Here is a 12264-nt window from a genome sequence, read left to right as displayed (position 1 = left end):
AGGTAGAATGCCTGGCACTGGCGCTGTCCTGCGCCGCTACCAGGTCCACGCATGTCTTCTTTCTCTCCACGCGCCCTGCTGCGCAATCTGCAACCCGATAACTTCACCCTCGCCCTGCTCGTCACCGTGGCGCTGGCCACTTTCCTGCCTTGCACGGGCCAGACGGCCGTGGTCTTCGGCAACATCACCACGGTGGCCATCGGCGCCCTGTTCTTCCTGCACGGCGCCAAGCTGTCGCGCGAAGCCGTGGTGGCCGGCGCCATGCACTGGCGCCTGCACTTGCTGGTGCTGGCCAGCACCTTTGTCCTGTTTCCGCTGCTGGGCCTGGCCTTGCGCCCGCTGGCGCTGACCTTCCTCACGCCCGACCTGTACATGGGCATCTTGTTCCTGTGCGCTCTGCCCTCTACCGTGCAATCGTCGATCGCCATGACGGCCATGGCGCGCGGCAATGTGCCGGCCGCCATCTGCAGCGCCTCGGCCTCGAACTTCATCGGCATTTTCCTCGCCCCCATCCTGGTGGGCTTGCTGGTGGCCAAGGGCGCGGAAAGCAAGTCGTCGGTGGACGCGGTATTGTCGATTGTCATGCAGCTGCTGCTGCCCTTCCTGGCCGGCCAGTTCCTGCGCCGCTGGATCGGCCGCTGGGTCGACCGCCATAAAGCCACCTTGAAATACGTCGACCAGGGTTCGATCTTGCTGGTGGTCTACACGGCCTTCAGCGAAGCCGTCAGCGAAGGCCTGTGGCATACGATTTCGGTGGAAACGCTGGTGGCCTTGGGGCTGATCAGCCTGCTGCTGCTGGCGCTGGTGCTGGGCATATCCACCTTTGTCAGCCGCCGCCTGGGGTTCAACAAGGAAGATGAAATCGCCATCGTCTTTTGCGCCTCGAAGAAAAGCCTGGCCAGCGGCGTACCGATGGCCAAGGTGCTGTTTTCCACGCGTTCGCTGGGCATGGTGATCTTGCCGCTAATGCTGTTCCACCAGATTCAGCTGATGATCTGCGCCGTGATCGCGCAACGGTATGCGCGGCGCGACGAGGTGGCGGTGGCGCGCGTCTAGGGCGCGGACGGGGCCTTGCTGCGCACTGGCCACGTCAGCGCGTCAAGCAAGGTTCCCGGCGCCTTGCCCGTGTCCAGACCCGTCGGCGGATACTCTTCCGCGCAGGGAATATGGTGGGTGCCGAACAACCGGTCGAAGACGGGGAACAGCCCGGCGAAATTACGGTTGAAATGTTCAGCTTGCGCCGAATGATGAACGCGATGGTACTGCGGTGAATTGAACAACATCCAGTAACGGCCAAAGCCGACCCGGACATTCATATGCGGAAAAACATGATACAAGCCCAGGATGCCGTACATTCCTAAAATCACCATGTTGGTCTTGAACAAGATCCCCGCAAGCAGATAGATACTCAGTGCCTTGATGCCCGCTTCGGCCCAATAGTGCCTGGTCGTGGTGCTGGCATTCATGGTCGTATCGCTGTGATGGAAGGAATGCATGGCCCACATGGCGGGTACGCGGTGTTGCACGCGATGAAAGGCGTATTCCAGAAAATCCATGCTGAGGGCATACACGATGAATGCCGGCGCCAGCATCGAGCCGGATGCGTCGAGATTGATGAACCCGCCGCCGGCTGCATTGACAAGCTGCACCGTGACGATGGCCGTGAGCGGGGCAAGCATGGCGCCGCTGGCGGCATAGATGACCATATACGCCAGATTGAAGCGTGACGCACCCGAAGGCTGTTGCTGCAGGGGATGCCGCCTCTCGATGAGCAGTGCCAGAAGAATGACCGCCAGGAGCATCGAGGGGCCAAGCAGTACCGCTGCGTATCCCATCGTTTAACCCTGGAAAGTAGTGGATATTCTTCTATTCTTAAAAATAGTCCGGCCATCTGCATCTGTCAATGCCATTGGCATTGTCTTGACCCATGCAATGGCAGAACGCTATATATAAGTGTATATTACGCTCCTTGTTCACCGTTCACTTTACAAGGATACGATCATGCGCCTCACCTCCCTCGCCCGCCTGCTTGGCACCGCTCTGCTGGCCACCGCCGCCACCTCCGCCCTTGCCGGCGAAGTGGTGGTGTCGGCCGCGGCCAGCCTGACGAATGCGTTCAAGGATGCGGCGCAAAGCTACGAGGCGCAGTATCCAGGCAGCAAGGTATCCCTGAACTTCGCCGCCTCGGGCGTGCTGCTGCAACAGATCGTCAAGGGCGCGCCCGTGGACGTGTTTGCCTCAGCCGACCAGGAAACCATGGATGCGGCGCAAAAACAGGGCTTCGTCTTGCCGGCCGACCGCATGGATTTCGTCGGCAACAGCCTGGTGCTGATCGTGCCGCACGATAGCAAGCTGGGCATCAAGAGTTTGACGGACCTGACGCATAAAGATGTGACGCGCGTGGCCATCGCCAACCCGGCCAGCGTGCCCGTCGGCCGCTACTCCGAAGGCGCGCTGAAGAAGGCGAAGCTGTGGGATGCCGTGCAAGCCAAGGCCATCGGCACGCAGAACGTGCGCCAGTCGCTCGACTACGTGGCGCGCGGCGAAGTCGATGCGGGCTTTGTCTACGCCACCGACGCGGCCATCATGAAAGACAAGGTCAACGTGGTGCTGGAGGTGCCATTGGACGCGCCCGTGCTGTACCCGATCGCCACCATCAAGGGCAGCGGCAATGCGGCCGAAGCGAAGCGCTTCGTCAGCTACCTGCAGACGGCGCCGGCACAAGCCATTCTCGCCAAGTACGGTTTCAAAAAGCCATAATTTAGGTACGCACCTGCATGGATATCGCCTGGACCGCGCTGGCCCTGTCGCTCAAGGTAGCAGCATGGGCCACGGCGCTCAATTTGTTGCTTGGCATCGGTACGGGCTACCTGCTGGCGCGCACGCGTTTTCCCGGGCGCGAACTGCTCGACGCCCTGTTGACCCTGCCGATGGTGATGCCGCCCACCGTGCTCGGCTATTACCTGCTGGTGCTGCTGGGCCGGCGCGGCACGCTGGGCATCTGGCTGCAGGATAACTTCGGCATCAACCTCATCTTTACGTGGCAGGGCGCCGTGATCGCCTCCACCGTGGTCGCCTTTCCCCTCGTCTTCAAGCCCGCCCGCGCCGCCTTCGAGGCCGTCGACGGCCAGCTGGAGCAGGCGGCCCGCGTGCTGGGCATCTCGGAAATGGCGATTTTCTTTCGCGTGACCTTGCCGCTGGCCTGGCGCGGCATCCTCGCCGGCGTGCTGCTGGGTTTTGTACGCGCGCTGGGCGAGTTCGGCGCCACCCTGATGGTGGCCGGCAGCATCCCCGGCAAGACGCAGACCCTGTCGGTGGCCGTGTTTGAAGCCGTGCAGGCGGGTCAGGATGAAGTGGCCAATACGCTGGTCCTGATTATCTCTGTTGTCTGCATCGTGGTGCTGTTGTCGGCTGGCCGCCTGGCACCCGGGCGCATCGCGCACAAATGACGCCTATGATGATGCCTATGCAACTCGACCTCGACCTCCGCGCCACCTTGCGCTCCGGCAAACGCCGCTTCGACCTGCAGGTGCAATGCACCTCCAGCAGCCAGCGCATCGCCATGTATGGCCCGTCCGGCGCCGGCAAGAGCATGACCCTGAAAGCCATTGCCGGACTGTTTACACCGGATGCAGGACATATCCGCCTGAACGGGCGCACCCTGTTCGACTCCGCCGCCGGCATCAATTTGCCGCCGCAGCAGCGCAATGTCGCCTATCTGTTCCAGGATTACGCGCTGTTCCCGCACCTGACGGTGCGCCAGAACGTGGGTTTTGGCCTGAGCCGCGGCTGGTTCAACCCGCGCGCGCGCGAAAAATTGCAGAAGGTCGAGCATTGGCTGGACGCATTCCACTTGCAGGAACTGGCGCAGCAGTTTCCCGACGAGTTGTCCGGTGGCCAGCGCCAAAGGGTGGCGCTGGCGAGGGCGCTCGTGGCCGAGCCGGCTGCGCTGCTGCTCGACGAGCCGTTTGCCGCCCTCGATCCGGCCCTGCGTGTCAAAATGCGGCTGGAACTGAGCCAGTGGCAGCAGCGCCTGGACGTGCCCATGATCCTGATCACACATGATCCGGAAGATGCGCGCATCCTGGGCGAGCATGTGCTGTACTTGCGCGACGGGCAGATCGATAACAGGGAAGAACACATGGCATTGGGTGAACGCATTGGATAAATCAGCGGCCATTGGCCTGCAAGGCTCGGTATGGATGACGGTGGGCGGAGAAAACCTGGGCGGCGCCGGCCGGGTGGAATTGCTGGGTGCCATCGCCGAGTGCGGCTCCATCACGCAGGCGGCCAAGCTTGTGAAGATGAGCTACAAGGCGGCCTGGGATGCCATCGACGCGATGAACAACCTGGCTGGCGAACCGCTGGTCGAGCGCCTGACGGGCGGCAAGGGCGGCGGCGGCACGCGGCTGACGCCACGGGGACGCCAGCTGGTCGACAATTTCCGCATCATCGAGCGCGAGCATGCCCGTTACCTGCGCCAGCTGGGCAGCCAGGCGGAAGGCATCGCCGACGACCTTTTACTCATACGGAGAATGGCCATGAAAACCACGGCACGCAATCAATTCCTGGGCAAGGTGGCCGAACTGAAACAGGGCGCCGTCAACGATGAAGTCACGCTGGAATTGCCGGGCGGCCAGCACATCGTGGCCATCGTCACGCAGGGCAGCAGCGCCAGCCTGGGCCTGGTGCCGGGCGCGGAAGCGTTCGCGCTGATCAAGGCTTCGTCGATCATCCTCGTGACGGACAGCCATGGCGCGCGCTTTTCCGCGCGCAACCAGCTGGCCGGGGTGGTGACGCGCGTGCAGACGGGCGCCGTCAACACGGAAGTGGTGCTGGACCTGCCGCGCGGCGGCACGATCGCCGCCATCATCACGAATCAAAGCAGTACCGACCTGGGCATCGAGCTTGGCAGCAATGTGACGGCGATGTTCAAGGCGTCCAGCGTGATTCTGGGCGTGCCCGCATAAAACGCCAAAGCAAACCTACTGCGCGTCGCGATTTGCGGCCTGCGATGCTCACCGTGCTCTAGCACGGTTGCGCTTCTTAGGCACAACTCACTGCCGCTCGCTACGATTTTCTTAGGCGTTTGGGTGCTAATCCTTCAGCCTGGACAACCAATCCGCCGCGGCCGCCAGCGCCAGTTCCAGTTCCTGCGCCGTGTGCGCCAGCAGCGCCGGCACCTCGTCCAGACGGCCCGCATCGATGGCTTCCTCGGTGGCGAAGGCGGCGCGGATCAGGCGTTTCGTGCCCAGGGTGCCGACGGAGCCGCGCACGCTGTGCAGGATGCGCGCCACGTCGCTGTGGCGGCCTGCCTGCAACGCTGTTTCGGCGTCGCGCACGGGTGTCATGCCCTTGTTCAGCGCGTCTTCCACCATGCGTCGCAGCACGCCGCGCCCCTTCGCATCGCGCCCCATCACGCGCATCAGCGGTGCCATGGAAAACACTTCCTCATCGGCGACGCGTGCCGGCTCGGCCGTCTGCACTTGCGGGCGCTTGGACAGGTGGCGCAGGATGACTTCCATCATCTCTTCCACCACCACGGGCTTGGCGATGAAGTCGCTGATGCCGGCCGTCATGCAGCGCTCGCGCTCGGACGCCAGCACGCCGGCCGTCATGGCGATCACGGGCAGGTTCAGGCGCAGTTCCGTGCGGATGATGTGGGTGGCGCTGAAACCGTCCATGACGGGCATCTGCATGTCCATCAGCACGATGTCGTAGCGCAACGCTTCCGTGCGCAGCCGTTCCACGGCTTGCAAGCCGTCGCCCACCACGTCCAGGGTGGCGCCCATGTGTTCGAGGATGCCGCGCGCCACGGCCTGGTTCAAATGATTGTCTTCCACCAGCAGGAAATGCACGCCGGCCAGTTCCGTGCCCAGCGGCTGGTGCAGCATGCGTGGCTCGCCGCCGTCGTTCTTGGTAATCAGCGCCTGGTGCAGGGCATCGAACAGGCTGGAGCCCGTGATCGGCTTCATCAGCACAACGTCGGCCTCGGCCGCGCTGGAAATTTCCTCCAGGTGGTTGCGGGCGAAGGCATTGACCATCACCACGATGGGCTGGCGCTGGCCGCTGGCCGCCTGGCGGATGGCCTTGGCTGTGGCCAGGCCGTCCATGACGGGCATGTGCCAGTCGGCCAGCACCACGTCGTACGGTTGCTGCTGCGCCAGGCGTTCGCGGTACAGTTCGATGGCGGCAAAGCCGGAGTCCACTTCGTCGGCCAGCCAGCCCCATGCCTCGATCAGCTTGACGATCAGTTCGCGCGTGGTGCGGTTATCGTCGGCCACCAGCAGGCGCAGCTGGCCCAGCGCGGGCGTGCGCCGCGTTTCGGCCGGTTGCGCCAGCATCTCGAAGGGCACGCTGAACCAGAAGCGGCTGCCCTTGCCTTCGCTGCTGGCGACGGCGATGTCGCCGCCCATCATGTGGATCAGCTGCTTGCTGATGGCCAGGCCCAGGCCCGTGCCGCCGAAGCGCCGCGTGATGCTCTGGTCGCCCTGGGAAAACGCGGAAAACAGCTGCTGTTGCTGCAGTTCCGTCATGCCGATGCCCGTGTCGCGCACTTCGAAGCGCAGCCAGGCGCGGCCGCTCTCGCTCTCGGCCAGGCTGACGGCCACCACCACTTCGCCGCTCTCCGTGAACTTGATGGCGTTGCCGGCCAGGTTGACGAGGATTTGCTGCAGGCGCTGGGCGTCGCCGACGAGGCGCCGCGGTACATCGGGTTCGACGGCGATGGCCAGTTCCAGTTCCTTTTCGCCCGCATTCATCGTCATCGTCGTGGCCAGGGTATTCATGACTTCGTCGAGGTCGAATTCGACAGGCGACAATTCCATGCGGCGCGCCTCGATCTTCGAATAGTCGAGCACGTCGTTGAGGATACCCAGCAGCGACTGGCCCGCCACGCGCACCATGGTCAGATACTTGCGCTGTTCCGTGTCGAGCCTGGTATTGCCCAGCAAATACACCATGCCCAGCACGGCATTGAGGGGCGTGCGGATTTCATGGCTCATGTTGGCCACGAAATCGCTCTTCGCGCGGTTGGCCGCTTCGGCGCGGTCGCGTTCCTGTTCCAGCTCCGCCGCGCGCGCTTCGAGTTCCTGCTGCAGGCGGTCGCGTTCGCTCATCAGGCCGTTGAACGCTTCCGTCAGTTCGCCGATCTCGTCGCGCTGCTGTACCGGCACGGGGGTGAAGCGGCTGCCGCTGGTGCGCAGGGCCAGCAAGGTGTCGCGCAGGCGCACCAGCGGCGACAGCAGGCGCACGGTGACCCAGCCCAGAACGGCAGCGGCCAGCAGCGAAGCGAGGATGCTCCACAGCACCAGCCGGTACAGCACGCCATCGAACGGTTCGAAGGCATCCTCGACGGGCAGCGAGGCGGCCAGCAGCCAGTTCACGGATTTCAGGCGCTTGAAGCTGTTGACGGCCGTGATGCCGCGGCTGTTGGTGCTGACCATGCTGCCTTCGCCATCTTCCTTCAGCAACTGGGTCGTCGTCAGGTTGGCGTTCGGCTTGCGCGGTTGCAGCAAGCGGCTCGTATCGGGGTGCAGCACATAGCGTGGCACGGCGCCGCGCGTGAGGATGAAGTAATAGCCGCTCTTGCCGATCTTTTCCGAGCGCAGGCGGCCCAGCAGGTTGTCCTTGTACAGGCGCAGCACGCCGATCACCACGCCGGCCACCCGGCCATCGGCGGCCAGCACGGGCGCCACCATCTGCACGATGGGCATGCCGCTCGATTTACCGAGCATCGGTTCGGTGATCATGGGCTGGCGCGTGCGCAGGACGGTCTGGAAATACTCGCGTTCGGCAACGTTGATGCCGGCGCGCCCCGCCACTTCCGGCATGTCGGCCACGATGGCGCCCTGCGCGTCGAGCACCAGCACGTCATCGAACAGCACCAGCATCGAGCGGCGCGAATAGTATTCGCGCAATTGGGCGGGCCGGGCGATCAATTCCGGCGGCTGTTGCCGGGCCGTCAGGGTGACGATCTGCAGCAGCATGCCCAGCTTGTCGTCGAGCTCGGCAGCGGTGCGGGTGATCAGGGACGATTGCTGGCTCAGCAGTACTCGGGTGAAGTCGTCGCGCATGTGCTGCACCTGGATCATGGTGACCAGCGCGATCATGGCGATCGAGGTCAGGCTGGTGGCCAGCGCGACTTTTGCTTTGATGCCGAGAGGCTTCATGATTTCCTTTTCAGTACCGGGCGGCACAGGCGGCAGATAATGCTGTCAGGAATTTTCCTATCAATACCCCAGCTTGGCAAGCGCCACCGCGCAAATTGCCCGCCCCGTACGGGCTTTTGACGATGTTGCCATATAATTAAAGGCTGGACGTCGTTTATTCGCCGAAATTACGGTGAAATTGGCATACGGCAACCCTGTATGCAGCTGTATGCAGTAAACTTGTTGTTGCATTTTCTAAAAGGTACCGACATGACTGAAGCGCTACTCACTCCCACCTTGCCCACCGTGAACGTGGAGGCGTTGCGTGCGCGATGCTCGACCTGCAGCATGCATCAATTGTGCCTGCCGATGGGCCTCGATATGGGCGACATGGACAGGCTGGACCAGATCATTGGCCGCCGCCGCAAGATCGTGCGCGGCGCTTCACTGTTCCGTATCGGCGATTCGTTCCAGAACCTGTATGCGATCCGCCTGGGGCACTTCAAGACGTACCAGATCAATCCCGGTGGCGAAGAGCAGGTGACGGGCTTCCAGATGGCCGGCGAACTGCTGGGCATGGACGCCATCAGCGCCGACCGCCACCACTGTAATGCGGTGGCGCTGGAAGACAGCGAAGTGTGTGAAATCCCGTTTTCCAGCCTGGAACAATTGCTGGGCAATATGCCGACTCTGCTGCGCCATTTCCACCGCATGATGAGCCAGGAAATCACGCGCGAGCAAAGCGTCATGCTGTTGCTGGGCAATATGCAGGCGACGCAGCGGTTTGCCGCCTTCATCGTCAACCTGGCGTCGCGGTATGAAGCGCGCGGCTATTCGGGCAGCAATTTCCAGCTGCGCATGTCGCGCGAGGAAATCGGCAACTACCTGGGCCTGACCATCGAGAGCGTCAGCCGCCTGCTATCCAAATTCAAGAAGGAAGGCTGGCTGCGCGTGTCGAACCGCGAGATCGAGATATTGCAGCCGGCCAAGCTGAAGGCCATTACGGCCGGTACAGACGTCTGCAAATAAGGCTTACAGCTCTTCGTCCGCATGCAGCGCGATGCTGCGTTGCAGCGGCCAGGTCCAGATGCCGGACAGGCGCCACTCGCGTTTGTCATTTTCCACCAGCACTTGCCAGCGGCTGCGCTCGAGCATCGGCAGCGCCACCGAGAAATTGCCGGCCGCATCGGGCCGCACCAGCAGCTTGATGTCCTTTTCCGGCAGGGTCGCATGCGCCAGGTGCAGCTGCAGCGGACCCTGGTAAGCTTTGCCGAAGCTGTGCACGGAACCACTGAGACGCGCTGACGCCACGTCGTAGGACAAGCTGGTATCCATGGCCAGGTCGCTGGCGATCGTGTCGCGCTTCAAATCCTGGTTGATCGCCTTGCCCTGCTTGTAATAATCGCCCACCACCAGCGCATCGGGCTGCGTAAACGCGATATAGCCCATGAAGCTGCCGACGACCACGGACAGGCCGGGGCCGATCATCAGCAGCCATGGCCAGCGATGCTTGTACCACGGTGCAACGGGGGCTTGCAGTTTCAGACTGTCGGACATGGTATTTCTCCTGTGTAAACGGCCAATCCCCATGCGGGGACCGGCCTTCCTACTTTAGCGCGGCACGATGAATACCGCGCTTTCGCGCACATGCAGCGAGGGGTTGTCCAGCGATTGCAATTCGATCGCAATCTTGTTCGAACCCTTCTCTCCCACGCCGTGCGGCACGCGCAGGCGGATCGGCCAGCCCAGCGTTTCCGTCGGCTGCAAGGTCACTTCTTCGCGCGTCAGCAAGGTCAGGCCCGGCAAGCCGGAAGCGCTGATCTTGAAATGCTGGCTTTGCTCGGACGTGTTCATGATCTGCAGGCGGTAGACGTTTTCGATCATGCCGTCTTCCACTTCGCGTCCCATCGAACCGCGGTCGCGGATCACGTCCATTTTCAGGGGCGTGCGCAGGGCCAGCGACGTACATACGGCGATGATGATCAGGGCCAGGATGGAAGTGTAGATCAGGACGCGCGGGCGCATGGCGCGCTGGCGTATCTGCTTCGAATTGAAGTTGTTTTCCATCGCATGGTCGGTGCTGTAGCGTATCAGGCCACGCGGCCGCTCGACCTTGTCCATCACGCTGTTGCAGGCATCGACGCAGGCGGCGCAGCCGATGCATTCATACTGCAGGCCGTTGCGGATATCGATGCCGGTCGGACACACCTGCACGCACAGGGTGCAATCGATGCAGTCGCCCAGCTTGTCGTTGTTGCCGGCCTTCTTGCTCATGGCGCCGCGTGGTTCGCCGCGCTTGGCATCGTAGGTGATGATCAGGGTGTCCTGGTCGAACATGGCGCTCTGAAAGCGCGCGTAGGGGCACATGTATTTGCACACCTGCTCGCGCAGCCAGCCCGCGTTGCCGTAGGTTGCCAGGCTGTAGAACAAGACCCAGAACCATTCCCAGGGACCGAAATTCAAGGTGGTCACCGACTGCGCCAGTTCCTTGATCGGCGTGAAGTAGCCGACAAAGGTAAAGCCCGTCCACAGGGCGATGGCGCCCCATGCCAGGTGCTTGGCCGTCTTCTTGAACGCCTTGCGCACGGAGGGGCCCTGCTTGTCGAGGGCCATGCGCGCGCTGCGCGTACCCTCGATGCGGCGTTCGACCCACAGGAAAATTTCCGTGTATACCGTTTGCGGGCAAGAGAACCCGCACCACACCCGCCCGGCAATGGCCGTGACGAGGAACAACAAATACGCACAGATGATCAGCAGGGCCGCCAGATAGATGAAATCCTGGGGCCACAGCACGACGCCGAAAATGTAGAACTTGCGCGTGGTCAAATCGAACAGCAGGGCTTGCCTGCCATTCCAGGTCAACCACGGCAAGCCGTAGAACGCCAGCTGGGTAAGCCATACGCATACCCATCGCCAGGTAGCGTAGCGTCCTTTGGCCTCGCGAGGGTAGATCTGCTCGCGGGCCGCATACATCTTGATGACTTGAGGTTCCATTTTTACTTGGCGGGTGCCTGCGGATTCGACAGGCTCCAGACATACGCCGACAGCACGTGTACCTTGGATTCGCCGAGGAAATCACTGAAGGCCGGCATGGTGTTGTTGCGTCCCTTGCGTACGGTTTCCATGATGGTATCGGCGCTGCCGCCGTACAGCCAGGTCTTGTCCGTCAGGTTCGGCGCGCCGAGCATCTGGTTACCCTTGGCATCGGCGCCATGACAGGCCATGCAGGCGCCAAATTTGGCCTTGCCCAGCACCGACTTGACGGGATCCGAGGTCGAGCCGGACAGGCTCAGCACATAATGGGCCACGTTCTCGACATCCTTTTCGGAGCCGAGGGCGGCGCCCATCGGTGGCATCTGCCCATTGCGGCCGTGCAGGATGGTGGTCTTGATGATGTCGGGTTCACCGCCATACAGCCAGTCCTTGTCGGTCAGGTTGGGGAAGCCCTTGTTGCCGCGCGCATCCGAACCGTGGCATTGCGCGCAATAGGTCAGGAACAGGCGCTGGCCGATGGCCAGTGCCTGCGGATCGGCCGCCACCGTCTTCAAGTCCTGGCTCAGGTACTTGTTGAACAGGGGACCGTAGTCGGCTTCCGCCTTCTTCAGCTCTTCCTCGTACTGGCCCGTCGATTTCCAGCCCAGGCTGCCGGCATAGGTGCCCAGGCCTGGATACAGGAACAGGTAGGCCAGGGCGAAGACGATGGTGATGTAGAACAACCACATCCACCAGCGCGGCATCGGCGTGTTGAGTTCCTTCAAGTCCTCGTCCCAGACGTGGCCCGTGGTGCCGTCGGCAGGGGCGCCCTCGACCACTTTGATTTTCGACTGCGAGTACAGCAGCACGCCGCAGCCGATGATGCCCAGCAGGGACAGCACGACGATGTAGATATTCCAGAAGCCATTGGTAAAGTCAGCCATGGTGATGCTCCTTCGCCAGGTTCATCTCGGCCTCGGCCGGATAGTCGAGCGCGTCATCGGCGAACGGCAGGCGTGCCGCCGCGTCGAAGTCGCTGTTGCTGCGGCTGAACGTCCACCACAGGATGCCCACGAACGTCGTAAAGGAAACCACCGTCATGACGCTGCTGGCGCTGTCAAACAGGTTTTCGATTGCCATG

Annotated in this window: 12 protein-coding genes; 6 read left to right on the top strand and 6 right to left on the bottom strand. The window is 62.5% G+C overall.

The window, feature by feature from the left end:
* Positions 1–51: 51 nt before the first annotated feature.
* The gene (locus CSQ93_RS08185; RefSeq protein ID WP_099377642.1) at positions 52–1056 is read left to right on the top strand and encodes a bile acid:sodium symporter family protein; all 1005 of its coding nucleotides are present in this window, start codon (positions 52–54) and stop codon (positions 1054–1056) included.
* Here CSQ93_RS08185 and CSQ93_RS08180 read toward each other — a convergent pair.
* Complete coding sequence (locus CSQ93_RS08180; RefSeq protein ID WP_099377641.1) at positions 1053–1835, bottom strand: sterol desaturase family protein; 783 nt, start codon at positions 1833–1835, stop codon at positions 1053–1055. The genes CSQ93_RS08185 and CSQ93_RS08180 overlap by 4 nt on opposite strands.
* A 166-nt stretch (positions 1836–2001) precedes the next feature.
* Here CSQ93_RS08180 and modA point away from each other — a divergent pair, with 166 nt between their 5' ends.
* The 4 genes from modA to CSQ93_RS08160 are packed head-to-tail and all read left to right on the top strand — an operon-like array spanning position 2002 to position 4970.
* Positions 2002–2760, top strand: coding sequence for a molybdate ABC transporter substrate-binding protein (gene modA / locus CSQ93_RS08175; RefSeq protein WP_099377640.1), 759 nt, complete (start codon positions 2002–2004; stop codon positions 2758–2760).
* 17 nt (positions 2761–2777) lie between these two features.
* Positions 2778–3449 (top strand): molybdate ABC transporter permease subunit, encoded by a 672-nt coding sequence (gene modB / locus CSQ93_RS08170; RefSeq protein WP_099377639.1) that lies wholly within the window; start codon positions 2778–2780, stop codon positions 3447–3449.
* A 17-nt stretch (positions 3450–3466) separates the two neighbouring features.
* On the top strand, positions 3467–4168 hold the full coding sequence (locus CSQ93_RS08165; protein WP_099377898.1) for a sulfate/molybdate ABC transporter ATP-binding protein: 702 nt from the start codon (positions 3467–3469) through the stop codon (positions 4166–4168).
* A gap of 34 nt (positions 4169–4202) precedes the next feature.
* Positions 4203–4970 (top strand): TOBE domain-containing protein, encoded by a 768-nt coding sequence (locus tag CSQ93_RS08160; protein WP_199534327.1) that lies wholly within the window; start codon positions 4203–4205, stop codon positions 4968–4970.
* Between the two features lie 126 nt (positions 4971–5096).
* Here CSQ93_RS08160 and CSQ93_RS08155 read toward each other — a convergent pair whose 3' ends face one another.
* Positions 5097–8171 (bottom strand): response regulator, encoded by a 3075-nt coding sequence (locus CSQ93_RS08155; protein ID WP_099377637.1) that lies wholly within the window; start codon positions 8169–8171, stop codon positions 5097–5099.
* A gap of 249 nt (positions 8172–8420) precedes the next feature.
* On the opposite strand from CSQ93_RS08155, the gene fnr reads away from it, so the two are divergent.
* Entirely contained in the window at positions 8421–9179 is a 759-nt protein-coding gene (fnr, locus tag CSQ93_RS08150) for a fumarate/nitrate reduction transcriptional regulator Fnr (protein WP_099377897.1), read from the top strand.
* Between the two features lie 3 nt (positions 9180–9182).
* On the opposite strand, the gene CSQ93_RS08145 is transcribed toward fnr, so the two are convergent.
* The 4 genes from CSQ93_RS08145 to CSQ93_RS08130 are packed head-to-tail and all read right to left on the bottom strand — an operon-like array spanning position 9183 to position 12263.
* Positions 9183–9707, bottom strand: coding sequence for a FixH family protein (locus tag CSQ93_RS08145; protein ID WP_099377636.1), 525 nt, complete (start codon positions 9705–9707; stop codon positions 9183–9185).
* Between the two features lie 54 nt (positions 9708–9761).
* Entirely contained in the window at positions 9762–11144 is a 1383-nt protein-coding gene (gene ccoG, locus CSQ93_RS08140) for a cytochrome c oxidase accessory protein CcoG (protein WP_035823309.1), read from the bottom strand.
* A gap of 2 nt (positions 11145–11146) precedes the next feature.
* The gene (gene ccoP / locus CSQ93_RS08135; RefSeq protein ID WP_099377635.1) at positions 11147–12067 is read right to left on the bottom strand and encodes a cytochrome-c oxidase, cbb3-type subunit III; all 921 of its coding nucleotides are present in this window, start codon (positions 12065–12067) and stop codon (positions 11147–11149) included.
* Positions 12060–12263: a cbb3-type cytochrome oxidase subunit 3 gene (locus tag CSQ93_RS08130; protein ID WP_035823305.1), complete on the bottom strand. Its 204-nt coding sequence runs from the start codon at positions 12261–12263 to the stop codon at positions 12060–12062. Before CSQ93_RS08130 ends, ccoP begins: the two co-directional genes overlap by 8 nt.
* Between the last annotated feature and the right edge of the window lies 1 nt (position 12264).

The sequence above is a fragment of the Janthinobacterium sp. BJB426 genome (genome assembly GCF_002735705.1).
In the GTDB taxonomy this organism is placed as follows: domain Bacteria; phylum Pseudomonadota; class Gammaproteobacteria; order Burkholderiales; family Burkholderiaceae_D; genus Janthinobacterium.
This window is presented reverse-complemented; position numbering and strand designations above follow the sequence as displayed.